The 26,367-nt window shown below is 54.6% G+C and carries 26 protein-coding genes; 12 read left to right on the top strand and 14 right to left on the bottom strand.

The window, feature by feature from the left end:
• Positions 1-40 precede the first annotated feature (40 nt).
• Together lexA and ACSPHG_RS01575 are read right to left on the bottom strand one after the other, a co-directional pair.
• The gene (gene lexA / locus ACSPHG_RS01580; RefSeq protein ID WP_435951705.1) at positions 41-649 is read right to left on the bottom strand and encodes a transcriptional repressor LexA; all 609 of its coding nucleotides are present in this window, start codon (positions 647-649) and stop codon (positions 41-43) included.
• Between the two features lie 119 nt (positions 650-768).
• Positions 769-1,137, bottom strand: a complete 369-nt coding sequence (locus tag ACSPHG_RS01575) for a diacylglycerol kinase (RefSeq protein ID WP_435951704.1) — start codon at positions 1,135-1,137, stop codon at positions 769-771.
• Positions 1,138-1,320: 183 nt separating this feature from the next.
• Here ACSPHG_RS01575 and plsB point away from each other — a divergent pair, with 183 nt between their 5' ends.
• Positions 1,321-3,750, top strand: a complete 2,430-nt coding sequence (plsB, locus tag ACSPHG_RS01570) for a glycerol-3-phosphate 1-O-acyltransferase PlsB (RefSeq protein ID WP_435951703.1) — start codon at positions 1,321-1,323, stop codon at positions 3,748-3,750.
• A 154-nt stretch (positions 3,751-3,904) separates the two neighbouring features.
• Here plsB and ubiA read toward each other — a convergent pair whose 3' ends face one another.
• From ubiA to malK, 5 genes are all read right to left on the bottom strand, one after another.
• The gene (gene ubiA / locus ACSPHG_RS01565) at positions 3,905-4,777 is read right to left on the bottom strand and encodes a 4-hydroxybenzoate octaprenyltransferase (protein WP_435951702.1); all 873 of its coding nucleotides are present in this window, start codon (positions 4,775-4,777) and stop codon (positions 3,905-3,907) included.
• On the bottom strand, positions 4,777-5,286 hold the full coding sequence (ubiC, locus tag ACSPHG_RS01560; RefSeq protein WP_435951701.1) for a chorismate lyase: 510 nt from the start codon (positions 5,284-5,286) through the stop codon (positions 4,777-4,779). Before ubiC ends, ubiA begins: the two co-directional genes overlap by 1 nt.
• Before the next feature lie 174 nt (positions 5,287-5,460).
• Complete coding sequence (gene malM / locus ACSPHG_RS01555; RefSeq protein ID WP_435951700.1) at positions 5,461-6,432, bottom strand: maltose operon protein MalM; 972 nt, start codon at positions 6,430-6,432, stop codon at positions 5,461-5,463.
• Between the two features lie 146 nt (positions 6,433-6,578).
• Positions 6,579-7,895, bottom strand: coding sequence for a maltoporin (locus ACSPHG_RS01550; protein ID WP_494516566.1), 1,317 nt, complete (start codon positions 7,893-7,895; stop codon positions 6,579-6,581).
• Between the two features lie 45 nt (positions 7,896-7,940).
• Complete coding sequence (malK, locus tag ACSPHG_RS01545) at positions 7,941-9,050, bottom strand: maltose/maltodextrin ABC transporter ATP-binding protein MalK (RefSeq protein WP_435951698.1); 1,110 nt, start codon at positions 9,048-9,050, stop codon at positions 7,941-7,943.
• A gap of 365 nt (positions 9,051-9,415) precedes the next feature.
• Between malK and malE the strand changes: the two genes are divergently transcribed.
• From malE to malG, 3 genes are all read left to right on the top strand, one after another.
• Positions 9,416-10,606 (top strand): maltose/maltodextrin ABC transporter substrate-binding protein MalE, encoded by a 1,191-nt coding sequence (gene malE, locus ACSPHG_RS01540; RefSeq protein ID WP_435951697.1) that lies wholly within the window; start codon positions 9,416-9,418, stop codon positions 10,604-10,606.
• A gap of 187 nt (positions 10,607-10,793) precedes the next feature.
• Positions 10,794-12,338: a maltose ABC transporter permease MalF gene (gene malF, locus ACSPHG_RS01535; protein ID WP_435951696.1), complete on the top strand. Its 1,545-nt coding sequence runs from the start codon at positions 10,794-10,796 to the stop codon at positions 12,336-12,338.
• 12 nt (positions 12,339-12,350) lie between these two features.
• Positions 12,351-13,241 carry a maltose ABC transporter permease MalG gene (gene malG / locus ACSPHG_RS01530; protein WP_435951695.1) on the top strand — a complete coding sequence of 297 codons (891 nt, stop codon included), beginning with the start codon at positions 12,351-12,353 and terminating at the stop codon, positions 13,239-13,241.
• Positions 13,242-13,354: 113 nt separating this feature from the next.
• Here malG and psiE read toward each other — a convergent pair whose 3' ends face one another.
• From psiE to pgi, 6 genes are all read right to left on the bottom strand, one after another.
• Positions 13,355-13,762 carry a phosphate-starvation-inducible protein PsiE gene (gene psiE / locus ACSPHG_RS01525; RefSeq protein ID WP_435951694.1) on the bottom strand — a complete coding sequence of 136 codons (408 nt, stop codon included), beginning with the start codon at positions 13,760-13,762 and terminating at the stop codon, positions 13,355-13,357.
• Positions 13,763-13,913: 151 nt separating this feature from the next.
• Positions 13,914-16,010 (bottom strand): YjbH domain-containing protein, encoded by a 2,097-nt coding sequence (locus ACSPHG_RS01520; protein WP_435951693.1) that lies wholly within the window; start codon positions 16,008-16,010, stop codon positions 13,914-13,916.
• Positions 16,010-16,789, bottom strand: coding sequence for a capsule biosynthesis GfcC family protein (locus ACSPHG_RS01515; protein WP_435951692.1), 780 nt, complete (start codon positions 16,787-16,789; stop codon positions 16,010-16,012). Before ACSPHG_RS01515 ends, ACSPHG_RS01520 begins: the two co-directional genes overlap by 1 nt.
• Positions 16,786-17,424 (bottom strand): YjbF family lipoprotein, encoded by a 639-nt coding sequence (locus ACSPHG_RS01510; RefSeq protein ID WP_435951691.1) that lies wholly within the window; start codon positions 17,422-17,424, stop codon positions 16,786-16,788. The genes ACSPHG_RS01515 and ACSPHG_RS01510 overlap by 4 nt, the downstream gene beginning before the upstream one ends.
• 60 nt (positions 17,425-17,484) lie before the next feature.
• Positions 17,485-17,730, bottom strand: coding sequence for an exopolysaccharide production protein YjbE (gene yjbE / locus ACSPHG_RS01505; protein ID WP_435951690.1), 246 nt, complete (start codon positions 17,728-17,730; stop codon positions 17,485-17,487).
• 373 nt (positions 17,731-18,103) lie between these two features.
• The gene (pgi, locus tag ACSPHG_RS01500) at positions 18,104-19,753 is read right to left on the bottom strand and encodes a glucose-6-phosphate isomerase (RefSeq protein WP_435951689.1); all 1,650 of its coding nucleotides are present in this window, start codon (positions 19,751-19,753) and stop codon (positions 18,104-18,106) included.
• 329 nt (positions 19,754-20,082) lie between these two features.
• On the opposite strand from pgi, the gene lysC reads away from it, so the two are divergent.
• Positions 20,083-21,432 (top strand): lysine-sensitive aspartokinase 3, encoded by a 1,350-nt coding sequence (lysC, locus tag ACSPHG_RS01495; protein WP_435951688.1) that lies wholly within the window; start codon positions 20,083-20,085, stop codon positions 21,430-21,432.
• A gap of 54 nt (positions 21,433-21,486) precedes the next feature.
• Here lysC and ACSPHG_RS01490 read toward each other — a convergent pair whose 3' ends face one another.
• The gene (locus ACSPHG_RS01490; protein WP_435951687.1) at positions 21,487-21,834 is read right to left on the bottom strand and encodes a Mor transcription activator family protein; all 348 of its coding nucleotides are present in this window, start codon (positions 21,832-21,834) and stop codon (positions 21,487-21,489) included.
• A 565-nt stretch (positions 21,835-22,399) separates the two neighbouring features.
• Here ACSPHG_RS01490 and ACSPHG_RS01485 point away from each other — a divergent pair.
• The 7 genes from ACSPHG_RS01485 (at position 22,400) to ACSPHG_RS01455 (ending at position 26,360) form a co-directional block, all read left to right on the top strand.
• Positions 22,400-22,687 carry a putative holin gene (locus tag ACSPHG_RS01485; RefSeq protein WP_435951686.1) on the top strand — a complete coding sequence of 96 codons (288 nt, stop codon included), beginning with the start codon at positions 22,400-22,402 and terminating at the stop codon, positions 22,685-22,687.
• A gap of 2 nt (positions 22,688-22,689) precedes the next feature.
• Positions 22,690-23,295 (top strand): transglycosylase SLT domain-containing protein, encoded by a 606-nt coding sequence (locus ACSPHG_RS01480; protein WP_435951685.1) that lies wholly within the window; start codon positions 22,690-22,692, stop codon positions 23,293-23,295.
• Between the two features lie 12 nt (positions 23,296-23,307).
• The gene (locus tag ACSPHG_RS01475; protein ID WP_435951684.1) at positions 23,308-23,622 is read left to right on the top strand and encodes a hypothetical protein; all 315 of its coding nucleotides are present in this window, start codon (positions 23,308-23,310) and stop codon (positions 23,620-23,622) included.
• 147 nt (positions 23,623-23,769) lie between these two features.
• Entirely contained in the window at positions 23,770-24,222 is a 453-nt protein-coding gene (locus ACSPHG_RS01470; RefSeq protein WP_435951683.1) for a Gp37 family protein, read from the top strand.
• The gene (locus ACSPHG_RS01465; protein ID WP_435951682.1) at positions 24,222-24,419 is read left to right on the top strand and encodes a hypothetical protein; all 198 of its coding nucleotides are present in this window, start codon (positions 24,222-24,224) and stop codon (positions 24,417-24,419) included. The genes ACSPHG_RS01470 and ACSPHG_RS01465 overlap by 1 nt, the downstream gene beginning before the upstream one ends.
• The gene (locus ACSPHG_RS01460) at positions 24,409-25,836 is read left to right on the top strand and encodes a phage tail sheath subtilisin-like domain-containing protein (protein WP_435951681.1); all 1,428 of its coding nucleotides are present in this window, start codon (positions 24,409-24,411) and stop codon (positions 25,834-25,836) included. Before ACSPHG_RS01465 ends, ACSPHG_RS01460 begins: the two co-directional genes overlap by 11 nt.
• Positions 25,836-26,360, top strand: a complete 525-nt coding sequence (locus ACSPHG_RS01455; RefSeq protein ID WP_435951680.1) for a phage major tail tube protein — start codon at positions 25,836-25,838, stop codon at positions 26,358-26,360. The genes ACSPHG_RS01460 and ACSPHG_RS01455 overlap by 1 nt, the downstream gene beginning before the upstream one ends.
• Positions 26,361-26,367: the final 7 nt, after the last annotated feature.

Raw genomic sequence — 26,367 nt, 5'->3', positions numbered from 1 at the left:
GCGGGCGCGCATCACCTAGTGCGAGGGCACGTAATCGGGACTACAGCCAGTCGCCGTTGCGGATCACGCCGACGGCCAGGCCTTCAATGCTGAAGTTCTGCTCGCGGAGATCGACGATGATAGGTTCGAACTCGCTGTTTTCCGGCAGCAGCTGCACGGTATTGCCCTGTTGCTTAAGACGTTTGACGGTCACTTCGTCGTCGATACGCGCCACAACCACCTGGCCGTTACGCACGTCCTGAGTTTTGTGTACCGCCAGCAGGTCGCCGTCGAGAATACCGATGTCTTTCATGGACATGCCGCTTACGCGCAGCAGGAAGTCTGCATTAGGCTTAAACAGGGACGGGTCAACGTCGTAATGGCCTTCTATGTGCTGCTGCGCCAGCAGCGGCTCACCGGCGGCAACGCGGCCAATCAGAGGAATGCCGGTCACTTCTTCAACCAGCAGGCGGATGCCGCGTGAGGCACCCGAGACAATTTCGATTACGCCCTTACGAGCCAGCGCCTTAAGGTGCTCTTCTGCAGCGTTTGGAGAACGGAACCCCAGACGTTGAGCAATTTCGGCACGCGTAGGTGGCATGCCGGTCTGGTTGATATGATCCCTAATGAGATCAAACACCTCTTGCTGCCTGGTAGTTAAAGCTTTCATTCCGCCCCCTGGGTGTTTATACAGTTATGCTGTGAGTATATACAGTCAAAGGCGAATTTGAAACCACAAATTGAGCAAAAAACCAGGCACTTATCGCAATCTGGAAAGCCTCTCGCAAATTAGCGCATATGCTGCCACAGCAGCGTGACCCAGGTGACAACTGCGAGGATAATAGCGATCAATACGGCGGCGGAACCCATATCCTTCGCCCGGCCTGAAAGCTCGTGGTAATCCGTGCCCACGCGGTCGACCAGCGCTTCGATGGCGCTGTTGAGAATTTCAACAATCATAACCAGCACAACGGAGCCGATAAGCAGAATGCGGGTAATAGGGTCAACGTCCAGCCAGCAGGCAATGGCGATAGCGATAACCGCGGCAACCCCTTCCTGGCGGAAGGCGGCTTCGTTTATCCAGGCGGCGCGCAGGCCCTTCCAGGAATAGCCCGCGGCTTTGATAATACGAGTGAACCCAGTGGTGTTATTCGCCATTTTTGGAAACCTTTTTAAAATAAAAGCGTCAATGCTTATCAGTGCCCACCTTCTTCAGGTTTCTGCCATGGAAACGGCAACCAGGAGGATGGTGGGTAAAATCGCAACGCCACAGAAATCTTATGCAGTTTCTGATATTCTTGCGGCGAATTTGCATTATTAACCTGAGGCTTTACATCGTTTATGTCAGGCTGGCCAAGAATCTACTACAAATTACTTAATTTACCATTAGGCGTCCTGGTAAAAAGCAAGTCCATACCGGCTGATCCACAAGCCGAACTGGGCCTGGATACAACTCGCCCAATTATGTACGTTCTGCCTTATAACTCTAAGGCAGACTTGTTGACGCTACGCGCGCAATGCCTCGCACATGATTTACCCGACCCGCTGGAACCGCTTGAAATCGACGGAGCGGTTTTGCCGCGCTATGTCTTTATTCACGGTGGCCCGCGCGTCTTCACTTATTACACGCCGAAAGAAGAGTCAATTAAGCTCTTCCACGACTATCTTGATCTGCACCGCAATAACCCGAATCTGGACGTTCAGATGGTGCCGGTATCGGTGATGTTTGGCCGTTCGCCGGGCCGTGAGAAAGGCGAAATCAACCCGCCGTTAAAAATGCTCAACGGCGTTCAGAAATTCTTCGCGGTTTCCTGGCTTGGTCGCGATAGCTTTGTGCGTTTCTCCGCGCCGGTCTCTCTGCGCCAGATGGCAACCGACCACGGCACGGATAAAAAAATCGCCCAAAAACTGGCTCGCGTAGCGCGCATGCACTTTGCTCGCCAGCGTTTAGCCACCGTCGGGCCGCGCCTGCCGGTGCGTCAGGATTTGTTTAATAAACTGCTGGCATCAAAAGCAATCGCGCGAGCGGTCGAAGATGAAGCGCGCAGTAAGAAAATCTCCCACGAGAAGGCCCAGCAAAACGCGGTCGCGCTTATGGAAGAGATTGCGGCGAACTTCTCGTATGAAGCCGTGCGCCTGACCGACCGCGTGCTGGGCCTGACGTGGAACCGCCTGTATCAGGGCATCAACGTTCACAACGCCGAGCGCGTGCGCCAGCTCGCCCACGACGGCCATGAAATCGTGTATGTGCCCTGCCACCGCAGCCACATGGACTACATGCTGCTGTCGTATGTGCTTTATCACCAGGGGCTGGTGCCTCCGCACATCGCGGCGGGCATCAACCTGAACTTCTGGCCGGCTGGCCCGATTTTCCGCCGCCTGGGCGCGTTCTTTATTCGTCGTACCTTTAAGGGCAGCAAGCTGTACTCCACCGTGTTCCGCGAATATCTCGGCGAGCTGTTTAGCCGTGGCTATTCGGTGGAATACTTCGTGGAAGGGGGCCGTTCGCGGACCGGCCGCCTGCTTGACCCGAAAACCGGCACGCTGTCGATGACGATTCAGGCCATGCTGCGCGGCGGTACCCGCCCTATTACGCTGGTGCCGATTTACATCGGTTACGAACACGTGATGGAAGTGGGCACCTACGCCAAGGAACTGCGCGGCGCGACGAAAGAGAAAGAAGGCTTTATGTCGATGCTGCGCGGCCTGAGCAAGCTGCGTAATCTGGGCCAGGGCTACGTTAACTTCGGCGAACCTATGCCGCTGATGACCTTCCTGAACCAGCGCGTGCCGGAATGGCGCGACTCAATCGATCCGATCGAAGCGGTGCGCCCGGCGTGGTTAACGCCAACGGTGAACGAAATCGCCGCCGAGCTGATGGTGCGCATTAACAACGCAGGGGCGGCCAACGCCATGAACCTGTGCTGCACCGCGCTGTTAGCGTCACGCCAGCGCTCGCTGACCCGTGAACAGCTAACGGAGCAGCTCGACTGCTACCTGAGCCTGCTGCGCAACGTGCCGTACTCGCCGGACGCAACCGCTCCGGAACAGTCCGCCGACGCGCTTATCGACCACGCGCTGCAGATGAATAAGTTCGAAGTCGAAAAAGACACAATCGGCGACATCATCATTCTGCCGCGCGAGCAGGCCGTGCTGATGACGTACTATCGCAACAACATCATGCACATGCTGGTGCTGCCGTCGCTGCTTGCCGCGATTATCACCCAGCACCGTCATATCGACAGGGCCGAGCTGCTGCGCCAGGTTGAAGTGCTCTATCCAATGCTGAAAGCCGAGCTGTTCCTGCGCTGGGAAAAGGCAGATCTGGCCGTTGAAATCGACGCGCTGGTGAACGAGATGGTGCGCCAGGGTCTGGTGACCGTCAGCGGTGAAGAGGTGCAGATTAACCCGGCACGTTCCCGTACTCTGCAGCTGCTGGCTGCGGGCGTGCGCGAAACGCTGCAGCGTTATGCCATCACCTTCTGGCTGTTGAGCGCCAACCCGTCGATTAACCGTGGCACTCTCGAACGCGAAAGCCGCACCGTGGCCCAGCGTCTGTCGATGCTGCACGGTATCAACGCGCCGGAGTTCTTCGACAAGGCGGTCTTCACCTCGCTGGTGCTGACGCTGCGCGATGAAGGCTATATCAGCGATACCGGCGACGCGGAGCCGACGCAAACCATGCAGGTTTACCAGATGTTGGCAGATCTCGTGACATCGGACGTGCGCTTAACGATTGAGAGTGCAACGTCGCAGGTTGCGGTGGAGTAGATATAGATGGCGGATGGCGCTTGCGCTTATCCGCCCTACAAATGCGGTCGTCAATGGGAATCGTAGGTCGGGCAAGCGTAGCGCCACCCGACAAATACACTCGGTACCGTAGGTCGGGTAAGGCGCTAGCCGACACCCGACTCTTCCGCCTAAATCAGAAGTGCATCAAACTCAACGCCATCCCGATAAACAGCACCAGCCCAACGTAGTTATTATTCAAAAATGCCTTAAAGCAGGCGTCGCGATCGCGATTCGCTATTAGCCGCTGCTGGTGAATAAACAGCGCGCCGGCAAGCGCAATCGACCAGTAAAACGCCCCGCCCAGCTCGTTAAGCCAGCCGATAGCCACCATTAGCGCCAGCACAACAACCTGCAAAATACCGATAATCAGCTTGTCGTTGCGGCCAAACAGAATGGCGGTGGACTTGATGCCGATCTTCAGGTCGTCGTCGCGGTCAACCATTGCGTACTGCGTGTCGTAGGCCACCGCCCAGCAGATGTTGGCGAGGAACATCAGCCAGCAGCTTAAGGGCACAGTCTCGCTCACGGCGGCAAAGGCCATCGGGATGGACCAGCCGAACGCCGCGCCCAGCACCACCTGCGGCAGGTGCGTGTAGCGCTTCATAAACGGGTACACCCAGGCCAGCGCCAGCGCCGCCACCGAGAGCATTATCGTCATGGTGTTCAGCGTCAGCACCAGCAAAAACGACAGCACGACGAGAAAGACAAACAGGTAGCGGGCTTCTTTTTCGCTGACCGCCCCGCTCGGCATCGGGCGTTGGGCCGTGCGCTTGACGTGGCCGTCGAATTTGCGGTCCGCATAGTCGTTTACCACGCAGCCCGCGGCGCGCATCAGCCAGACCCCCGCGATAAACACGCCGAGGATCGTCAGCGGCGGGACGCCGGGCGTTGCCAGCCACAGCGCCCAGAGCGTTGGCCAGAGCAGCAGCAGCGAGCCGATGGGCTTATCAATACGCATCAGCCTTTGATACGCCTGCCATTTTCCTTGTGTCAGACTCCACTCCATTATGTTTCCTCTTTGTACAGCGGAGATGCGGGTAGAAACAGCTCCGTCAGCAATAGCGGCTTGTCGGACAGTCTCAGGCGGGAACGACGCCCCCACAGCTCCGCGCTGCGGCCAATCTGAATAAAATCGCGTGTCAGAGTCGATGAACTAAAAAGATAGCGCCCAAGCGGCGTCGTGCCTAGCTTTTGCAGGGCAAGCTCCGGGCCATCAAGCGTGGACTCGGGCACTACAGTGCGCCCAACGAGCCAGGGAACGCCATCGCCACATAAAAGTATTTCACGTAGCCAGTAGCGCTGCGCGGGGGGAAGCAGTTCGGCTTCGGGTAACCGTTCGTCCGCGCTGACAAAACCTTCGCGAACGATGTCGACGGTAACGCGCGAGCAGTGCTGCTCAAAACGCTTTGTCATTGAGTCTTCGAGTAAAAGCCAGTCGAGAAAAGCGGCGCTTAACCCGTCAGGGATTTCAGCGAAGAAGCTCAGGGCGCGCAATTGCGATAGCGCCTCAGACATGAGGGGATTCTCCGATACATAACCTGAAGGCATTGTAACGCAGAACGGGTACGGCGTGGCAGCTATGCGCAACAATAACGTAACAAGGGCTAGCCCCCCCGCCTTTTCTCCTGACGAAAAAAAAAGGGTGCGCCTTAGCGCACCAATCTTACAAGCATCAGCAATGTGGGGAAATTACCCCTTGCCTTTTACACTGCTGATAAAAGTTTTACGGGCGGAGGTGGAACCCAGACGCTCGGCTTCATTCAGCAGTTTCAGGGCTTTATCGATTTCCCCTTTATCCACGGCTTGCTTGATGGCCTGGTTATAGTAGCTTTCCGTGTCGTTCAGAATAGGTTCGCTCTTCGCCGACTGTGCTGGAGCCGGAGCTGGCGCGGCTTGGCCTGGCGCTGGTGCTGCGTAAGCGGTTGCCGGTGCCGCGTAGGCCGTAGCAGGTGCAGCGGTATTACCAATCGTCACCGGGTCCGGGCCGGAAGAGCCGAACAGAGGGCCGACCAGAATGCTGGAGCCAGAAGAGGTTTTCGCGCGTAGCTTCAGCGTCCCGGTCGTGCCGTGGGTCGCGATTGGGTCTGGAATATCCGGGATAGCGTTGCCGTTACCTTTGGCGTACGCCTTGGCCGGATCTACCATCGTGGTGGTTTGTTGTGTGTCTTTGCTGGTGGTGAAGACCAGTAAATAAAGCTTCTGCTGCCCAAGCGCAGGCGTCAGCTTAAAGGTGCCTTCCAGACGGTTGTCCGACATCACGCCGGGCTCCTGGTAAGCGAAGAAGCTGCTTGGGAAAAACGCCGCAGGATGCAGATTCTGGTCAAGAACCAGCACGTTCGGCGCATAGACCGTATTTTTTTCCACCTGGCTGGTCAGCGTAATGGTCAGCTCGCCGATGTTTGCCGGGACGCTGTAAGCGGCGACCGGGCCGATAATTTCACCCACATTCAGGGATTGACCGCCTGTCGCGAGGTTCGTGGTGTGCGCTTTGTTCTGGGTAACCGGGGTCCACTGAAGTTGTTGTAATGCGGACGCAGGGATAGCCGGAGCGGCGCTCAGATCCTGAGGAACGATGTTCACGTCGGCTAGGCTTACGCCAGGCAGGCTTGCGAGCAGCCCTGCTGACAGGCAGAGCGCGATGAGACTTTTTTTCATTTTCATTGTTCTAACCTCGAAGGGTAAGTCGGTGGAGGTTAGCCAGGCAATAGCGCGCTCCACCTGAAACAAGCAAGGGCATATAAGGGTAATCATGATGAGGAAGGTAGTGGCACCTCCCTCATCACGTTTCACATCAGGTTACTGCTGTATTACCACCAGATTTCCATCTGGGCACCGAAGGTAAACTCGTCGTCGTCACCACGGCTGTTAGAGATGGTGCCGTTGCCGGTAGAGTCTGCAACCGCGAAGCGAGTGATATCGCCGTTACCGTTTTTGGCGTAGCCCCATTTCTCATCCCACTTGGCGTAGGTTGCGAAGAGACGCAGCGCCGGACGGGACCAGATGCTGTCGCCCGCCTGCCATTGTTGTGCCAGGGTGATTTTGTATTGGCCGTTACGATCGCCCGTTTCCTGGGATTTCACGTTGTCGTAGCCAACTTCCAGCAGGGTGCTCATGATTGGCGTCCATTTGAACATTGGACGCACGCCGACGGTGTACCATTCGGTCCCCTGGTTATCATCCATATCCAGGTTCTGGTACATACCGACATACATCAGGTCCCAACGGTCTGCCAGGGTGATCGCACCGTGGTCGAGAACGCGGATCATGTGGCCGTCGTTGTTTACGCTGCCGCCCTGAGCCTGACCTTTACCCTGCGAGGTCATAGAGTCCGTTGCGTACTGTACAACAAACTTGTTGTAGCCTTTCAGCATGCTCTGGGTGTGTTCGAGGGTACCCATCCAGCCGTCTTTAGACGCGCCAGGCTGCAGGTAGTAGTCGTCAGGAATGTTGGTGTGACCATAGTCAACGCCCAGTTCCAGCGTACCGCCAGGGTTGGTTTCGATACCTGCCCAACGCACGTCAAACACGTCGTTTGGCACTTTGTTGTTATAGGTACGTTCGCCGGTGACCGGATCGCGGTCGCCAAACGCGGAAGAACCGCCTGACTCAGAAGAACGGGTTGCGGCGAAAGAAAGTTTACCCACGCCTACGTCGATGTTTTCAAGACCGGCACCAGGACCAGAAATGTCCCAGTAGTAGAAGTCGATCATGTGGACGTCATGACGCTGATAGAAGCGCTTACCGGCCCACATGTTGGCACCTGGCAATGAATCAATCAGGTTTTTACCCTGCACGTTAAACTCACGGATCGCCGGGGTGTTGGTGTCTTCCCAGTCGTTTAACTGAGGAGAGTTATAGGCAATGTTGGAGTCGAAGTAGAAGCTCTTATCGCCTTCTTTCCAGACTTCCTGACCTAATTTAATTTCCGCATAGGTTTCGCACTCGTTACCCAGACGATATTTAGACTGAGCACCAGTTGCCTGGAAACATTCTTGCGGGCCGCCGCTACCGGTCCAGCCGATACCAGAACGGGCATAACCGTGGAAGTCCACCGCCAGCGCCTGAACAGACATAACGCCTGCTGCTACGGCTACCGCCAGTGGGAGTTTGCGCAGAGTAATCATCGTTCTATCTCCTGAGATCATTGCTTTTCTTTTTTATGGGAATGCTTAAACGCCTGGCTCTTGATGCAGCCGACGACATGCGGTGCCATCCTCACGGAACAGATGGCAGCGCTCTGGCGGCAGGCCAATAGCGAATGTGGCACCCTCTTTTACCAACACCACGTCGTTCTGGCGGTACACCAGGTTCTGACGAATGGCGGGGATTTGGATGTGAATCTGAGTTTCATGACCGAGCTGCTCAACCACCTGAACTTCACCTTCGAGGGTGACGTCGGCGATATCACTCGGCAGCAAATGCTCCGGACGGATGCCAAGCGACATGTTGGCCCCCACCTGAACCTGGCTACTTTCCACCGGCAGCCAAACCTGCTGGCGGTTCGGTAATTCAACCTGAACCTGATCGATTGCTGTGGCAGTCACTTTTACCGGCAGGAAGTTCATCTTCGGCGAGCCGATAAAGCCCGCGACGAAGCGGTCTGCCGGGTAGTGATAAAGTTCGAGCGGTTTCCCCACCTGCGCGACACGACCGGCGTCCAGCACCACGATTTTGTCGGCGAGCGTCATGGCTTCTACCTGATCGTGGGTGACGTAAATCATGGTGCGCCCAAGGCGCTTGTGCAGACGGGAGATCTCAATACGCATCTGCACGCGCAGCGCGGCATCGAGGTTAGAAAGCGGTTCATCCAGCAGGAATACGCGCGGTTCCGCCACCAGCGTACGGCCAATCGCCACGCGCTGACGCTGCCCGCCGGACAAGGCTTTGGGACGGCGGTCGAGCAAATGTGCCAGCTGCAAAGTTTCAGAAACCTGGGTCACGCGCTGGTTAATCTGTTCTTTTTTCGCCCCGGCAAGCTTCAGGCCGAAGGACATGTTTTCTGCCACGGAGAGATGCGGGTACAGCGCGTATGACTGGAAGACCATGCCCACGCCACGCTCGGCGGGCGGCACGTCGTTCATACGGTGTTCACCAATAAACAGGTCACCGCTGGTGATGGTTTCAAGGCCAGCAATCATGCGCAGTAAGGTGGATTTGCCGCAGCCTGACGGCCCGACGAACACCACGAACTCACCTTCCTGGATATCCAGGTTGATATCCTTAGATACCACCACATCACCCCAGGCTTTTGTGACGTTCCGCAGCTGTACGCTTGCCATGCACTTCTCCCTTATAGACTTCAGGTCAATCAAGATGTGTCGGACTATGAACGATCGATACATTCTGTGAATCCTCCACCCCCATGGTTTTTTGTGGGGGAGGAGGCGGGAGGATGAGAGAGGGGTTTCTGCAACCGGTTACAGGCGGCACAAGAGATTTTCGTGATGCAGGTTTCAAATTTCCGCGTAATTTTGTGTGCGCCAGAACACATAACTGCCAGTTATGCAAAGCAGATCACAGATAACAGGGGTGGGGCGTAGACCTGGGGAGGATGAGAAGCGCTTGCCATCTGCGCAGACTGGCATCCGTAACGCCTTACCCTGCTGTCAACAAGAGCAAACTACCTCTCAAAAGGATGGGACACATGAAAATTAAAACCGGCGCCCGCATTCTCGCCCTGTCAGCACTGACGACGATGATGTTTTCCGCCTCTGCACTGGCAAAGATTGAAGAAGGCAAACTGGTCATCTGGATTAACGGCGACAAGGGCTATAACGGCCTAGCCGAAGTCGGTAAGAAATTTGAAAAAGATACCGGCATTAAAGTGACCATCGAGCATCCTGACAAGCTGGAAGAGAAATTCCCGCAGGTTGCGGCGACGGGTGACGGTCCGGACATTATTTTCTGGGCTCACGACCGCTTTGGCGGCTACGCGCAGTCCGGCCTGCTGGCCGAAGTCTCCCCGGATAAAGCTTTCCAGGACAAACTGTATCCGTTCACCTGGGACGCGGTGCGCTACAACGGCAAAATCATCGCCTACCCTGTGGCGGTTGAAGCGCTCTCGCTGATTTACAACAAAGACCTGGTGCCAAACCCGCCGAAAACCTGGGAAGAGATCCCGGCGCTGGATAAAACGCTGAAGGCGAAAGGCAAGAGCGCGCTGATGTTCAACCTGCAAGAGCCGTACTTCACCTGGCCGCTGATCGCAGCCGACGGCGGCTATGCGTTCAAGCTCGAAAACGGCAAATATGACGTGAAGGACGTGGGCGTGGACAGCGCGGGCGCGAAAGCGGGCCTGAGCTTCCTGGTTGACCTCATCAAAAACAAACACATGAACGCCGATACCGATTACTCCATCGCCGAAGCGGCCTTTAATAAAGGCGAAACGGCGATGACCATTAACGGCCCGTGGGCGTGGTCCAACATCGATAAGAGCAAAATCAACTACGGCGTGACGCTGCTGCCAACCTTCAAAGGCAAGCCGTCTAAACCGTTCGTTGGCGTGCTGAGCGCGGGCATCAACGCCGCCAGCCCGAACAAAGAGCTGGCAAAAGAGTTCCTCGAAAACTACCTGATGACCGACCAGGGTCTGGCGGAAGTGAACAAAGACAAGCCGCTGGGTGCCGTAGCGCTGAAATCCTACCAGGAGCAGCTGGCGAAAGACCCGCGTATCGCTGCCACCATGGATAACGCCCAGAAAGGCGAAATCATGCCTAACGTTCCGCAGATGGCTTCCTTCTGGTACGCCGTTCGTACCGCGGTGATTAACGCCGTTAGCGGTCGCCAGACCGTAGACGCGGCGATGAAAGACGCTCAGGGACGTATTACCAAGTAAAAAAATGGCGGGTGGCGCAGGCTTACCCGCCCTACGGGTTTCGTAGGGTGGATAAACGCAGTGCCATCCACCGATTAAAACGTTGTAGAGGCTGGCGCGATGCTTACCCGCCCTGCGGGTTTCGTAGGGTGGATAAACGCAGTGCCATCCACCGCGTTAAGACGCTGTAGAGGTAGAGGAACACCCCATGGATGTTGTAAGAAAGCGCCGCTGGTGGCAAAACGATGCGCTTAAATGGTCAGTAGTTGGGCTGTTAGGCGTGCTGGTTGGCTATCTTGTTGTTTTGATGTACGCCCAGGGGGAGTACCTGTTTGCCATTATGACGCTGATTTTAAGCTCGATTGGCCTCTATATTTACGCAAACCGCAGGGCATACGCCTGGCGCTATGTTTACCCAGGGCTGGCGGGGATGGGGCTGTTCGTGCTGTTCCCGCTGGTCTGTACCATCGCCATCGCCTTTACCAACTACAGCAGCACCAACCAGCTCACCCAGGAGCGCGCGCAGCAGGTGCTGATGGACCGCCAGTATCAGGCGGGCAAAACCTTTAATTTTGGACTTTATCCGGCGGGCAATGACTGGCAGCTGGCGCTGACCGACGAAGAGAGCGGCAAGAATTTCGTTTCTGATAGCTTCAAATTCGGCGGCGAGCAGCATCTGAAGCTGAAAGAGGCTGACGCCCTGCCTGCGGGCGATAAGGCCAACCTGCGCGTGATTACCCAAAACCGCCAGGCGCTGACGCAAATCACCGCCGAAATGCCGGACGCCAGCACGCTGGTAATGAGCTCCCTGCGCCAGTTCTCCGGCACCCGCCCGCTCTATACGCAGGGTGAAAACGGCGAGCTGACCAACAATCAAAGCGGCGTGAAATACCGCCCGAATAACGACATCGGCTTCTATCAGTCGGTGAACGCCGACGGCACCTGGGGCAACGACGAGCTAAGCCCGGGCTATACCGTCACCATCGGCTGGAAGAACTTCCTGCGCGTGTTCCACGACGAAGGCATCCAGAAACCTTTCATGGCGATTTTCGTCTGGACGGTGATTTTCTCGCTGCTGACCGTCGTGCTGACCGTCGCGGTGGGCATGGTGCTGGCGTGCGTAGTGCAGTGGGAATCCCTGAAGGGCAAAGCGATTTACCGCGTGCTGCTGATTCTGCCCTACGCCGTACCGTCGTTCATTTCTATCCTGATTTTCAAAGGGCTATTCAACCAGAGCTTCGGCGAAATCAACATGATGTTAAGCGCGCTGTTCGGCATCAAACCGGCCTGGTTTAGCGACCCGACGACCGCGCGTTCGATGATTATCATCGTCAACACCTGGCTGGGCTATCCGTACATGATGATCCTGTGCATGGGGCTGCTCAAAGCGATCCCGGACGACCTGTACGAAGCCTCGGCGATGGACGGCGCGGGCCCGTTCCAGAACTTCTTTAAGATAACGCTACCGCTGCTGATTAAGCCGCTGACGCCGCTGATGATCGCAAGCTTTGCCTTTAACTTTAATAACTTCGTGCTGATTCAGCTGTTAACCAACGGTGGCCCAGACCGTCTTGGCACCACCACGCCCGCTGGCTACACGGACCTGCTGGTGAGCTACACCTACCGCATCGCCTTTGAAGGCGGCGGCGGTCAGGACTTCGGCCTGGCTGCGGCTATCGCAACGCTTATCTTCCTGCTGGTCGGCGCGCTTGCGATTGTTAACCTGAAAGCCACCCGCATGAAGTTTGACTAAGGAGCGACACTCATGGCCATGGTTCAACCCAAATCTCAAAAGCTGCGTCTGTTCACCACGCATCTGCTCCTGCTGCTGTTTATCGCGGCGATCATGTTCCCGCTGCTGATGGTTATCGCCATTTCGCTGCGCCCGGGAAACTTTGCCACCGGCAGCATCATTCCGGACCAGGTGTCGTGGGAGCACTGGAAGCTGGCGCTGGGCTTTAGCGTCGAGCACGCCGACGGGCGCGTTACGCCACCGCCGTTCCCGGTCATGCTGTGGCTTTGGAACTCAATCAAGATTGCGGTGATCACCGCGATTGGCATCGTCACGCTTTCGACAACCTGCGCCTACGCTTTTGCCCGCATGCGCTTCCCGGGCAAGGCGACGCTGCTTAAAGGCATGCTGATTTTCCAGATGTTCCCGGCGGTGCTGTCGCTGGTGGCGCTGTACGCGTTGTTTGACCGCCTCGGTCAGTACATTCCGTTTATCGGCCTGAACACCCACGGCGGGGTGATCTTCGCCTATCTGGGCGGTATCGCGCTGCATGTGTGGACGATTAAGGGTTACTTCGAAACTATCGACGGATCGCTTGAAGAGGCGGCGGCGCTGGATGGCGCAACACCGTGGCAGGCTTTCCGCCTGGTGCTGTTGCCGCTTTCCGTGCCGATTCTGGCGGTGGTGTTTATTCTGTCGTTTATCGCCGCGATTACCGAAGTGCCGGTGGCGTCGCTGCTGCTGCGCGACGTGAACAGCTACACCCTGGCGGTGGGCATGCAGCAGTATCTCAACCCGCAAAACTACCTGTGGGGCGACTTTGCCGCAGCGGCCGTGCTGTCCGCTATTCCGATTACCGTGGTGTTCTTACTGGCGCAGCGCTGGCTGGTGAGCGGCCTGACGGCTGGCGGAGTGAAAGGTTAACAAATTTCCTGTAAGTCATTGTTTTACATTGCTGTATGCCACTGCAACCCTCAACTTGACCTCGTATCATTTCCGGCGGCCTTCGGGCCGCCATTTTTTTCGCTATTCCCGCTTCATTCCCGCTTCAGCCGCGTGCTGTTACACAGCCACAGCGTAATCACCAGCAGCAGAATCGCACCGGAGTAGATGATGACGTCCGACGGCGATTTGTGGTCGATGATGATCAGCCGCACGATCGCGGTAATGCCGATGTAGATGAAGTAGCGCAGCGGGAAGTGATAGCCGGACTGGAAGTACTTCACGATCAGGGCGATAAACTCGAAATAGAGGAAATAGACCACCAGCCCTTCGATAAACAGGTATTTGCTGGCCTGCTCGCTGGGCGCGAACAGCACCTTTGCGAGGTGAAAGGTCTCTTTGCCGAGAAAGATAATAAGGATCACGCCGAGCGCAAGCAGGCCCAGATTGAGCACCGTCTGCATGACGGTGGAGATCCATTCGACGCGTGGTGTAGCGGGCATAACAGTCCCTCGTGGTGGTTGTCCCAGGGAGTTGTTATACGTTAAAAGTGTGATCTGGATCTATATTTTTATCTTTAAGCGGTGGATGGCGCTGCGCTTATCCACCCTACGTATTGAGTAGGTCGGGTAAGCACAGCGCCACCCGACACGATTACCGGAAATTCATGCTCCGGTCGCTCGTCATACCATAAAGGTCAAACTTGCGGCCCAGCATCTGCCCGCCGTCGCGGGTAAGCGGCGTCCAGCCAATCTGCGCGCGGCTGCGGGTCGGTGACGAGGTGAAGATATCCAGCGGCACGTTGACGTAGAAGCCCTTGGTGAAGTCCCCTTCCCCGTACTCCTGCTTCGACACGTTGGTGATGGTCGCATACGTCCCGACAACGATGCCGCTGTCGAAGCGTTTGGAGATCTCAAGCGTGCCGCCCTTGTCTTCCGCCAGATACTGCCCGACGCTCAGCTTGACCAGCACGTCGTCGGCAAACGGCGGCGTCCAGTAGCCGGTGAGATGCCCGGTTTTCGCGCTGTAGTCGGTGAATTTCATCATGTCCTGCGCGCTGCGCCAGTCGCGCTGCTTCACGTAGTTAGCGTTGAGGCCAATCGCCCAGTTGCTGTCCACCGGACGGTATAGCACCTCCGCGCCCGCCCCGCCGTACATGGTTTCGAGATAACCGCCGTACACCTGCCCGTACCAGCTGTTGCCCAGATACTGGAAGTAGTTGGCCTGCAGGTCATTCACATAAACGTCGTTTTCCACGTATTCACGCACGTGGGTACGCACGCGCGGCAGCGTCGAATCGTTCGGCGGGTTGGTGTAGTTGAACTTGTCGTAGTTGTTCGACAGGTTGGCGAACACGCTGCCGGTGGTCAGCAGGTGGTCCGTAACCCACCAGTCGGCGGTACCCATCACGCCAACCTGATACATGTAGAAGCTTTCCGGGCCGCCCACGGACTGGTTGAGCACCGGGTTAAGCGAGAAGTTCACGCTGGATTTATCGATGTAATAACCCTGCTCGGTTTTCTCAGGCACGACCGGCTCGACGCGCTTTTGCACCAGCTCGGTTTCATGCCCCAGCGGTTCGCCTTCGAGGTGGCGGCGCAGGCTGGAGACATCCGTTTCGGTGGTGACCTGCGGCATGTTCAGGCGCGTTTCGGTGATGCGGATGGTGCGAATATTTTCCGGCAGGTCGTTCATGATGATGCGGTTTGCCCGCTCGATGCCCTCGCGGGAATCGCGGTATTTTACCTGCTCGCCGGTCACGTACATCGTATCGCCCTTCACCTGCATGTTCGGGTTGGCAAGCCCCGCGTTGTACTTCAGAAGCGTAAGCTGGTTGGCGACGACGTTGTGCTGCAGGATTTCGTCCTGCGGATGCGGTTCGTACTGCGGGCGACGGTTGTCGTTATAGCCCGGCTTCAGGTCGTTAAAGTTGGTGCGCAGGGTGAAGCCAAACATCAGGGTATTGCCGCGCTCGTAGCTGACGTTAACGTCGGCCCAATCGGTGACGCGATAGATAGCGCCGACGTTAAAGTTGCTGCGCTGGTCAAGCTTGCCGGCAAAGTCCTGGGTGTAGTTGTTGCCTTCGTACTCAAGCTTGAGGCGCAGCGGCTGCCACGGCGTCTGGTATTCAATCCCGCCGAACAGGGATGCCGGGCCGTGGAACATGCCGCTAAAGTTGAACGAACCGGCCTGGTTGTAGCTGTTGTCGCGATAGCAGAAGCTGTTGCTGGCTTCGCAAAGCGGGTTCTTCACGTTGCCGCTGGTGCCCATATAGCCCCAGCCCATGCCGAGGGAGAAATCAAAGGGCCCCCAGGCCTTGCTCGCCACCACGTATTCGCCGTCAAACAGGCCGGTACCGCCCAGGTCGCGCACGCCCACCGCCACCTGAGGCAGGTAATACCCTTCTTCCCACAGGCGCGCTTTCATGTCGAAGGCTTTATCTTTGTAGGTCTGATCGCCGGAGAAGGCGTCCACCGGGCTGTATTTTTTGGTGCGCACGTCGGTGTAGCGCAGGGTCGTTTCCAGCCACGGGAAGAGCTGAATCGAAGCGGAGTAAAAACGGTACTGGTCGTTATCGCGGTAGTTCGCGCTGAACTCCCCGGTTCGCGCCATGCGTGCGGTCGGCGTTTGCAGCAGGCCAACGCCGCCAAAGTCAGACTGGGACGGGCCAATCGGAGCCGGAAAGGTTTCCGCCTGGCAGGCGGTGGAAACGGCCAGCGCCAGCAGGCTGTAGAGATATTTATTTTTCATCAATCCGGTATCCGATGGGTCAGGGAGCTAAGGATTTGCTGGTTCAACTGGTTAAATTCAGAATCGAACAGGCGGTCGGAAAAACCGACGAAAATAACGCTGCCCGGCAGAAGCTCGACGTGGCGCCTGTTCCAGTAAGCGACCGGCGCTTTTTCGGTTTTACCGTCGGGATAAACCACCCAGGCGTAGCTGCGGTCGGCGCCGCTCAGCCTGTTAACGTCATCGAGATATTCGTCAACGCTGCGCCCGGCGACGAACGGTTTCACGCCCGGCGAACTCACCAGGCCCACCAGGGTAATGGTCGACGGCTGCGGCCCGGCCCACAGGCTGTATTCCCCAAGCAGGGTGGCGTTCGAGCGCGGGCGCACGCGAACCCAGTCCGGGTCGAGATTGACGAACTGACGACCGGTGACTTTGATGGCCTGCATCTGCCGGCGAACGCCGTTAATTGCCGCCGCGTCATCGCCGTCTTCCTGAGCGGCAAAGCCTGTTAAGGCCGCGAGCAGTTTTTGATGCTGCCGTTCGGCAATGGAGCTTGCCTGGCGCTCGCTAATCACTGCCCCTTGCCACCACGTATGGCTCAGCGAAGGCTGGCTAACGAGATCGCCAAGCCGCTCAACGCCGGTGATTTGCTGCGGGGGCTGATGGTTTCCGGGATAGATCGTGACGTTGCCAGCGGCAACAGCCAGTGGAGCAGTAAGCGTGAGCAGTAGGGTGCATAAGCAACGCGCCATCCACCGCTTGTTGATGCCAAACGTCATCGAGGCTTTTATTTTCATTCTTTTGCCGCCTTCAGCAGAACCGTGGTAATCGGCCAGTAGTCCGGGCCAAGATACTGTTTGGATTGGCGGATTTGCCCGGCTTCATCCACCCAGAACCGGTTATGCCAGGTCTTGCCCGACGCGGTGACTTCCTCATCCAGGATGCGTACGGGCGTGACGCTGCTGCCCACTTTCAGCGTGTCGCTGCCGTCCCAGGTAAAGGTGGAACGCGCCGTCGCCATGCGCACCTGCTGGTGCTCGGTCCAGCCCATCTGCCGCGTCCAGCTCGCGCCATCGACAATCTGATTCACCTTCGCCAGCGGGTCGTTTGCAAGATTCGTCACCTGCTGGAGGTTGTCGCCAAGCCCGGTCGTTTTCACCACGCGGCCATTGACGGTGTTAATCATCGCCCGGTCCTGCGTCACCCACTTTTGCTCGCCGTTTTCGTCATACGCCAGCACCACAAAAAGCTGCGGGCCATTGTTGATGCTCATGTACTGGCTGGCGTAGCGCATGTTCTGAATATCGTCATCGGTGAGCTGCACGCCGTCGGTGCCGACAATGCTGTGCCAAAGCGATGAGCCAAGGCCTTTGGTGGTGGCGGAACAGGCCTGAAGCAGCAGGCAAACAAGAAGAATTGAGAGTCGTTGCACGACGTTTTCCCGGAGTCAGAATAACCACACCGAAGTGTGGTTATGATTAAAACACCCCAATTAGCGGGTGCTGGTCGTCGTAGTCGTGGTCGTCCCGGTATTAGAACCGTCGCCACCACCGGTTGCAGCAAGCGCTACCCCCACCGCTGACCCGACAGTGCTGGCGCTGGTCGCAGTAGAACTCCCTGCGGACACAGAAGTGGCCTGAGCGCCGGCCGCTTCACCCACTGCTACCGGGTCAGCGTACGCCGCGCTAGCCGCTGCCAGCGTGAATATGGCGAAAGCGCCATAGATAACTTTCTTCATAACAATTTCCCTTCAATGAATGAATGGAGATTTGCCCAAAAGAGTTTCAGGCGGGTTCGAGTATACACAACAAGAAGTGATATTTAGGTTGCAGGGGAAATAGCGGTAGCGTTTTAAGATAAGTGGAAAAAATATACATCAAATTGCTATTATCGCTTACTTAAATTAAATAATATCAACAACTTAATATACACATAAAGAAAAAATATGATCTAATTAATCCGAAAGTAACGCGGATAAATTATCCGGTTACCAATATTTTTAGGATTAACCTCAGCAGGGCAAATTGCGGATATTGGGCGACAAGGAGATTTATCTTATAAATAGAAAAGCCGGCGCAATGGCCGGCTTATTTCAATTCTGAGCAAGCTTATTACGCGCGCCAGGATTTATAACGGTTAATTAAGCCGTTGGTAGAGCTGTCGTGGGTGCTGATTTCTTTATCATCGCCCAGCTCCGGCAGGATGCGGTTAGCGAGCTGTTTGCCCAGCTCAACGCCCCACTGGTCGAAGGTGAAGATATTGAGGATAGCGCCCTGGGTGAAGATTTTGTGTTCGTACAGCGCAATCAGCGCACCCAGGCTGAACGGGGTGATTTCGCGCAGCAGGATGGAGTTGGTTGGACGGTTGCCTTCGAAGACCTTGAACGGCACAACGTGGTCCAGCGTTTTAGGATCGAGGCCCTGAGCCGCGTATTCTTTCTCAACCACTTCACGAGATTTGCCGAACGCCAGCGCTTCTGTCTGAGCAAAGAAGTTAGACAGCAGCTTAGGATGGTGGTCGGAAAGCGGGTTGTGCGTGGTGGCAGGCGCGATGAAATCACAAGGAACCATTTTGGTGCCCTGGTGAATCAGCTGGTAGAACGCGTGCTGGCCGTTAGTGCCCGGCTCGCCCCAGATGATTGGGCCTGTCTGGTAGTCCACGGCGTTGCCGTTACGGTCAACGTATTTGCCGTTGGATTCCATGTTGCCCTGCTGGAAGTAGGCCGCAAAACGGTGCATGTACTGGTCGTATGGCAGAATCGCTTCGGTTTCAGCCCCGAAGAAGTTGTTGTACCAGATACCGATTAGCGCCAGCAGCACCGGCAGGTTCTGCTCGGCTGGGGTGTTTGCGAAGTGCTTGTCCATCGCGTGCGCGCCGGAGAGCAGCTCAACAAAGTTGTCGTAACCGACGGAAAGGATGATGGACAGGCCAATCGCCGACCACAGGGAGTAACGGCCGCCAACCCAGTCCCAGAACTCGAACATGTTTGCGGTGTCGATGCCAAACTCGCCAACCGCTTTCGCGTTGGTGGAAAGCGCGGCGAAGTGCTTCGCGACGTGCTTGTTGTCACCGGCGGTTTTCAGGAACCAGTCGCGCGCGCTGTGGGCGTTGGTCATGGTTTCCTGAGTGGTGAAGGTTTTGGAGGCCACGAGGAACAGCGTGGTTTCCGGGTCAACATTCTTCAGCACTTCGGCGATGTGGGTGCCATCGACGTTGGACACGAAGTGCATATTAAGGTGGTTTTTATAAGGGCGTAGCGCTTCGGTCACCATGAACGGGCCGAGGTCAGAACCGCCGATACCGATGTTCACCACGTCGGTAATCGCTTTGCCGGTGTAGCCTTTCCAGCTGCCGCTGATAATGCTTTCGGAGAAGGTTTTCATCTTCTCAAGCACCGCGTTCACTTCGGGCATAACGTCTTTGCCATCAACCACGATTGGGGTATTGCTACGGTTACGCAGGGCAACGTGCAGTACGGCGCGGTCTTCGGTGCGGTTGATTTTCTCGCCGGAGAACATCGACTTAATCGCGCCCTGCAGGTCGGTTTCTTTGGCCAGCGCCTGCAGCTTAGCAAGCGTTTCTTCGGTGATGCGGTTTTTAGAGTAATCCACCAGCATTAAATCATCGAACGTGGCGGAGAATTTGCCAAAACGGTCGGCATCCTGCGCGAACAGGTCGGCAATAGTGACGTCTTTCATTTCGTCGAAATGCGCCTGTAAAGCCTGCCATGCAGCGGTCTGCGTTGGGTTGATATTTTTCATAGCGTTACCCTTTTGATTTGAGAACTGTGACTGCGGTCAATTGTATATCCCCCGAAAGAATTTGTGATGATTTTTGTGCCGCAGGCCTGGGGAGAGCCAGAATTGGTGAAAAAATAGCTTAAAACAGCTCTATTATAAGACCCGTTACTGTCTGCCAGCGGCGCATGAAAAATCCGCATAATCCCGGCGTTGACAGTTTTCCCCCCAGCTTCTATTTATGGGGGCTGTTGAGAAGGTTTAGTTAATTAGGCTGTATTGCGCTTGGCCCGGTTGTTCGTTCTGCCTTTGTGCCATGGTCGCTATTATTCATTTCCTGACACGAGGTGGTCATGTCCCAAACCGTAGTTGCCAAATTCGGCGGTACCAGCGTCGCTGATTTCGACGCCATGAACCGCAGCGCCGACGTCGTGCTCGCCGACGCCAACGTCCGCTTAGTCGTTCTTTCCGCCTCCGCTGGCGTAACCAACCTGCTGGTCGCCTTAGCCGAAGGTCTGGAAGCAACCGAACGCTTTGCAAAACTCGACGCCATTCGCAAAATTCAGTACGACATCGTGGAACGCCTGGCGAATCCGCAGATCATCCGCGAAGAAGTCGAACGCCTGCTCGAAAACATCACCACCCTCGCCGAAGCCGCTGCACTTGCGACCTCAACGGCGCTGACCGACGAACTGGTCAGCCACGGCGAGCTGATGTCCACCCTGCTGTTCGTTGAGATCCTGCGCGAGCGCCGCGTGGACGCGCAGTGGTTTGATATCCGCAAAATCATGCGTACCAACGACCGCTTTGGCCGCGCCGAACCCGATGTTGCAGCACTTGCAGAACTGAGTGAACAACAGCTCCAGCCGCGCCTGGCGCAGTCGATTGTCATCACGCAGGGCTTTATCGGTAGCGAAGCTAAGGGCCGCACCACGACGCTTGGCCGTGGCGGCAGCGACTACACCGCTGCACTTCTGGGCGAAGCGCTGGGCGCAAGCCGCGTTGATATCTGGACGGACGTGCCGGGCATTTATACTACGGACCCGCGCGTCGTCGCGGCGGCTAAACGCATCGATAAGATTGGCTTTGAAGAAGCCGCAGAAATGGCGACCTTCGGGGCGAAAGTGCTGCATCCGGCGACCCTGCTGCCAGCGGTGCGCTGCGATATCCCGGTCTTCGTTGGTTCAAGCAAAGATCCAAAAGCGGGCGGCACGCTGGTATGTAACGAAACCGACAACCCGCCCCTGTTCCGCGCCCTCGCCCTGCGCCGCAAACAAACGCTGCTGACGCTGCACAGCCTGAACATGCTGCACTCGCGCGGTTTCCTGGCGGAAGTGTTCAGTATTCTCGCGCGCCATAATATCTCCGTCGATCTCATCACCACCTCCGAAGTCAGCGTGGCGCTGACCCTCGACACCACCGGCTCGACCTCAACCGGCGACAGCCTGCTGACCACCTCGCTGCTCACCGAGCTGTCTTCGCTGTGCCGCGTGGAAGTTGAAGAGAATCTGGCGCTGGTGGCGATTATCGGCAACAAGCTTTCCCAGGCCTGCGGCGTCGGCAAAGAAGTGTTTGGCGTGCTGGAACCGTTCAACATCCGCATGATTTGCTACGGCGCATCAAGCTATAACCTGTGCTTCCTGGTGCCCGGCAACGACGCGGAGCAGGTCGTGCAGAAGCTGCATCATAATCTGTTTGAATAATGCTTATTGGCGTATAGCGATTGCACTTCGTTATACGCCATTATGCCATGTCGTTTAAAAAATATGCGGACAACGTTTTTTTTCCGAATGCACGCGCTTCACGATTTTATAAATCCACTGCAACGTCAAATTATATTTCTTCGCCAGCTCCGCGTAATTGCGGCCATCGCATTCGCTATAAATCTGATAATCACGTTCCGTTGCCCTTCCAGAGATTCCCTTTGGGAAATAAATACTTTGCCCACCCCAATTCTTCATCATTCTGTCGGCGATAGCATGACCCACATTTTTCGCCGCTGCGCTGTCAATATTCATGCTTTCAATTAAAACCTGTGACGCATGAAATGCCAGATCGTTAATAATTTCAGGAATACGAGCCATTTCCTTTGATTTCTGAATCATATTTCATCTCCATATGTCTTGCACCATGCGTCACCGGTTCTACTCTCCAGAGATAAACTTTAAAGCAGGTGCGATAATTAACCATCAACACATTAAAAACATGAATAAATACTTATCATCATCGCAAAGCAATCATAAAAATAAACAATGAATCACATCCAAATATGAAAAAAATGAATAATTATCATCTTCAATGAAAGTCTTCACTGGCCCTGTCACTTTACATAATTACTGTATAAATAAACAGTATTATCTGTTTTGTGTGTTTACGGACATAAAGAGTGTATCTGCTGTTTTTATAGACATCTTTTAAAGTAGTTTTAAAATCAACAAGATAAAATAATGCATGGATATACTCTGCCCCAGAATCCCACTTACACAATGCACTATCCATGGGCACATATAAGCTTAGTACAATGATGTTTCTGTCTATTAGATGTTGATGTATTAGCTAACGAAAGATGCAATGAACGAATTATTCGCTAAAGTTATTTATTAAATCTATTTCCACGATTCTGCCAGTAGGCAAAGCCATACTCCTGACTCAATTATCAGGAGTTAAATTATGAAAAAAATCAATGTGCCTCGTCTTTCTGGCTGGCAGATCGCTGCCCTCTCACTATTTGCGCTGATTGGCTGGACATCACCCGCACAAATCCCGGTCGTGGTTTATAAACTCAGCCTGGTCTCGTTGTCAGCCGTATTGGGTTACTGGCTCGATCGGAGCCTATTTCCCTGGGCTCGCCCGGATTCATTTTGCCCATGGAAGGAATCACTGTGCTGTGCAGCGGCGATGATTCGCCGTGCAGTCATCGTCGCCGCTATTTGTCTCGCCGTTGCTTTGGGGTTGTAATCATGTGGCTTCAATACATGAGCCTGCTCTGTTTAAGCGTAACTCTTCCAGCCTATAGTGTAGAACCGCCCCGCGCGTCATTGCCGTGGCGAAATGAATTGATTCGAACTGCTCGAGAAATTTGGGGGCTAAATGCCCCCGTGGCTGATTTCGCAGGCCAACTGCATCAGGAGTCGGCATGGAACCCAAACGCGCGTTCTCCGGTAGGTGCGCAAGGGATGGCACAGTTCATGCCAGCAACCGCCAAATGGGTGAGCGAACTCTATCCTCAACTACGGGAAAACACACCCTTCAACCCCACTTGGGCAATAAGGGCGTTAGTGCAATATGACCTTCAACTCTGGAAAGCCCTTCCGGCGAAAGATAGCTGTCAACGAATGGCGTTCACCCTAAGTGCTTATAACGGCGGGCAAGGATGGGTGAGCCGCGACAAGAAACTGGCTACCGCGAAGGGGCTTAACTCGTCCATCTGGTTTGAACATGTTGAACAGGTGAACGCTGGTCGTAGCGCCGCAAACTGGAGTGAAAATCGCCGCTATCCCAAAGTTATTTTATTTCAACATGCTCCCCTCTACTGGCAGTGGGGGCCGGCAAGTTGCAGTCATTAATCCGAGGATTCAATGAGACTCACCATCGACGTCTGGGAGGTTATTTCCCTTTTACTTTCTTTCGTTGGCTTGATGTTTGGTGCCGGAAAACTGCTGCTGGCGCAAATAGAAAAACGGTTAAACGAGCGTTTTGAAACGCTGGAAGTTGCGCTCCGTGAATCAGAAATTGGCTGGTCAAGGTTAGAACGTGAATTTCTTGAATTTAGAGCCGATCTGCCACTGCATTATGTTCGCCGGGAAGATTATTTACGCGGTCAGGCCATCATAGAGGTAAAACTGGATGCACTATATAGCAAAATTGAACTTATACAGCGTAACTGCCATTAAACATCTTTCAATTTAACAAATTTGAAATATTTAATCTTTTTCTCTAAAGCAGATTAAAAGATATTTACCATCAAAAAGGTAAAAATACATCTGAACTTTGACGGGAAGGGAATTACATCTCTACCGGCTAATCCAGGAGATTTGTAAATGGAAACATTGTCCGTTGTAAATGCCGTAGCGAATAAACTGCGCGAATCACATTCCGAAATGAATATTATTATTTCGCCGATTGATCCGAAAGGTTATATACCATGCAACCAGCAGCCAACCGTTTTAATTCACTACTACGGTTCGATTTTTACCGCACCGGTAAATACAGATAGCAACATGCAAATACGAACACTCCAGATTAATGTCGCCGTTATTGTTCCAGAAATAAGTGAAGCGATAAATGCGCTGGATAAAGTTCGCAATTCCTTAGGAGGAATAACGCTCCCCGATTGCGAGAGCCCTCTGTGGTTGGCAAACGAAAAATCTCTCGGCGAAAGCGAAGATATCTGTCGTTACATCCTGGAGATGGCTACCAGCGCCCTGTTTATCGCCGATCGGGAAAGCAAGGATTTACCCCTGCTTAACTTCGTAAATTATGAGGAAATCTAATGAAATTTATTTATAACGGTCCGGCAAGCGGCGTGACGCTTGCCAACGGCCGGGAAATCTTACTGTGGCCTACGAGTGAAATCGATCTGCCAGAAGATAATGAGTGGGTGATGACCATGCTTGCACGACGCCATCTGACGCCTGTTGTCATGGAAGATGCAGAAATTAAAACGGAGGAAATTGTTCATGGCAGCTAATTATCTGCACGGTGTAGAAACCATTGAAATCGAAACCGGCCCACGTCCGATCAAAGCAGTAAAATCCGCAGTGATTGCTCTGATCGGTACCGCGCCTTGTGGCCCGGTGAATCAGGCGACGTTGTGCTTGTCTGAAAGCGATGCAGCAAAATTTGGGCCAAGCCATGCAAACTTCACCATTCCGCAGGCGCTGAAGGCCATCTACGATCATGGCGCAGGTACTGTTGTTGTCATTAACGTGCTGGATCCGGCAGTACATAAAACCGTTATTGTCAGTGAATCGGCGACAGTTGATGACGACAACTTTATTCAATTGAAACATGGCGCGCTGCAAACCCTGGTTGTCAGTCGTTCGACGAATGGCACAAGCCCGTACACCAAAGGCACTGACTACACCGTGGATATGGTGACAGGTAAAATCACCTGCAAGGGTTCAATCCTGAAACCTGAGGTCAAGGTATATGTCAATTATACCTATACGGATCCGACCAAAGTCACGTCAGCGGATGTTATTGGTGCCGTTAATGCTGCAGGCGATCGCACCGGGATGAAACTCCTGCAGGATACCTATAACCTGTACGGTTTTTCCGCAAAAATCCTCATTGCTCCGGTCTTCTGTACTCAGAAATCGGTTGCCACTGAGCTTATCGCTCAGGCGGAAAATCTGGGGGCTATCGCATACATTGACGCGCCAATCGGTACCACCTTCCAGCAGGTTCTGGCAGGTCGTGGGCCGCAGGGCTCGATTAACTTCAATACCAGTTCTGACCGCGCTCGCTTGTGCTATCCACACGTAAAAGTGTACGACAATGCGACCAACGCTGAAGTGCTGGAACCACTCTCCTCACGAGCCGCAGGTCTGCGTGCCAAAGTAGATCTTGAGAAAGGATTCTGGTGGAGCAATTCCAATCAGGAAATTCAGGGTATTACAGGCGTTGAGCGTTCGCTGTCAGCAATGATTGACGACCCGCAAAGTGAAGTAAACCAGCTGAACGAAAACGGTATTACCACCGTCTTTAACAGCTACGGTTCCGGCCTGCGTCTGTGGGGGAACCGTACTGCTGCATGGCCGACCGTCACCCATATGCGCAACTTTGAAAACGTGCGCCGCACCGGTGATGTCATTAACGAATCCATTCGTTATTTCAGCCAGCAATATATGGATATGCCGATTAACCAAGCGCTGATCGACGCACTGACCGAGTCGGTTAACTCCTGGGGTCGCAAGCTGATCGGCGACGGTGCGCTACTGGGCTTCGAATGCTGGTACGACCCGGCACGTAACGATAAAACCGAGCTGGCTGCTGGCCATCTGCTGCTGAGCTACAAATTCACCCCCCCACCGCCGCTGGAGCGTTTAACGTTTGAAACTGAAATTACCTCTGAATATTTAGTGACTCTGGAGAGCAATAGCTAATGGCCGGAAAAATTCAAATTAACCGTATTACTAACGCCAATATTTATCTTGATGGTAATAATCTATTGGGCCGTGCAAGCGAAATTAAACTGCCGGATATCAGCTTAATTATGCAGGAGCATAAAGCCTTAGGAATGATTGGTAAAATCGAGCTGCCTGCGGGTTTTGATAAGCTCGAAGGGGAGATTAAATGGAACTCCTTTTATCAGGAAGTGATGCGTAAAACTGCGAACCCGTGGCAAGCCGTAGCTCTCCAGTGCCGCTCCAGCATTGATTGCTACAACTCACAAGGTAAAGCCGATCAGTTGGCATTGGTCACCCATATGACCGTGATGTTTAAGAAGAATCCACTGGGCACGTTTAAACAGAACGAAAACCCGGAATTTAGCAGCGCCTTCGGCTGTACCTATATTAAACAGGTTATCGACGGGGAAACGCTTCTGGAACTGGATTACCTGGCAAATATCTTCCGCGTGAACGGCGAAGATCAATTAAACACTTACCGTAATAACATCGGTGGCTAATTTATTC

It is taken from the genome of Dryocola baronae, assembly GCF_051297175.1.
Lineage (GTDB): Bacteria > Pseudomonadota > Gammaproteobacteria > Enterobacterales > Enterobacteriaceae > Dryocola.
The sequence above is the reverse complement of the archived record's forward strand: the minus strand, read 5'-3'. Positions and strand labels throughout refer to the sequence as shown.

Coding starts and splice junctions, on each gene's coding strand:
- lexA (WP_435951705.1), bottom strand. CDS start 649: ATGAAAGCTTTAACTACCAGGCAGCAAGAGGTGTTTGATCTCATTAGG.
- ACSPHG_RS01575 (WP_435951704.1), bottom strand. CDS start 1,137: ATGGCGAATAACACCACTGGGTTCACTCGTATTATCAAAGCCGCGGGC.
- plsB (WP_435951703.1), top strand. CDS start 1,321: ATGTCAGGCTGGCCAAGAATCTACTACAAATTACTTAATTTACCATTA.
- ubiA (WP_435951702.1), bottom strand. CDS start 4,777: ATGGAGTGGAGTCTGACACAAGGAAAATGGCAGGCGTATCAAAGGCTG.
- ubiC (WP_435951701.1), bottom strand. CDS start 5,286: ATGTCTGAGGCGCTATCGCAATTGCGCGCCCTGAGCTTCTTCGCTGAA.
- malM (WP_435951700.1), bottom strand. CDS start 6,432: ATGAAAATGAAAAAAAGTCTCATCGCGCTCTGCCTGTCAGCAGGGCTG.
- ACSPHG_RS01550 (WP_494516566.1), bottom strand. CDS start 7,895: ATGATTACTCTGCGCAAACTCCCACTGGCGGTAGCCGTAGCAGCAGGC.
- malK (WP_435951698.1), bottom strand. CDS start 9,050: ATGGCAAGCGTACAGCTGCGGAACGTCACAAAAGCCTGGGGTGATGTG.
- malE (WP_435951697.1), top strand. CDS start 9,416: ATGAAAATTAAAACCGGCGCCCGCATTCTCGCCCTGTCAGCACTGACG.
- malF (WP_435951696.1), top strand. CDS start 10,794: ATGGATGTTGTAAGAAAGCGCCGCTGGTGGCAAAACGATGCGCTTAAA.
- malG (WP_435951695.1), top strand. CDS start 12,351: ATGGCCATGGTTCAACCCAAATCTCAAAAGCTGCGTCTGTTCACCACG.
- psiE (WP_435951694.1), bottom strand. CDS start 13,762: ATGCCCGCTACACCACGCGTCGAATGGATCTCCACCGTCATGCAGACG.
- ACSPHG_RS01520 (WP_435951693.1), bottom strand. CDS start 16,010: ATGAAAAATAAATATCTCTACAGCCTGCTGGCGCTGGCCGTTTCCACC.
- ACSPHG_RS01515 (WP_435951692.1), bottom strand. CDS start 16,789: ATGAAAATAAAAGCCTCGATGACGTTTGGCATCAACAAGCGGTGGATG.
- yjbE (WP_435951690.1), bottom strand. CDS start 17,730: ATGAAGAAAGTTATCTATGGCGCTTTCGCCATATTCACGCTGGCAGCG.
- pgi (WP_435951689.1), bottom strand. CDS start 19,753: ATGAAAAATATCAACCCAACGCAGACCGCTGCATGGCAGGCTTTACAG.
- lysC (WP_435951688.1), top strand. CDS start 20,083: ATGTCCCAAACCGTAGTTGCCAAATTCGGCGGTACCAGCGTCGCTGAT.
- ACSPHG_RS01490 (WP_435951687.1), bottom strand. CDS start 21,834: ATGATTCAGAAATCAAAGGAAATGGCTCGTATTCCTGAAATTATTAAC.
- ACSPHG_RS01485 (WP_435951686.1), top strand. CDS start 22,400: ATGAAAAAAATCAATGTGCCTCGTCTTTCTGGCTGGCAGATCGCTGCC.
- ACSPHG_RS01480 (WP_435951685.1), top strand. CDS start 22,690: ATGTGGCTTCAATACATGAGCCTGCTCTGTTTAAGCGTAACTCTTCCA.
- ACSPHG_RS01475 (WP_435951684.1), top strand. CDS start 23,308: ATGAGACTCACCATCGACGTCTGGGAGGTTATTTCCCTTTTACTTTCT.
- ACSPHG_RS01470 (WP_435951683.1), top strand. CDS start 23,770: ATGGAAACATTGTCCGTTGTAAATGCCGTAGCGAATAAACTGCGCGAA.
- ACSPHG_RS01465 (WP_435951682.1), top strand. CDS start 24,222: ATGAAATTTATTTATAACGGTCCGGCAAGCGGCGTGACGCTTGCCAAC.
- ACSPHG_RS01460 (WP_435951681.1), top strand. CDS start 24,409: ATGGCAGCTAATTATCTGCACGGTGTAGAAACCATTGAAATCGAAACC.
- ACSPHG_RS01455 (WP_435951680.1), top strand. CDS start 25,836: ATGGCCGGAAAAATTCAAATTAACCGTATTACTAACGCCAATATTTAT.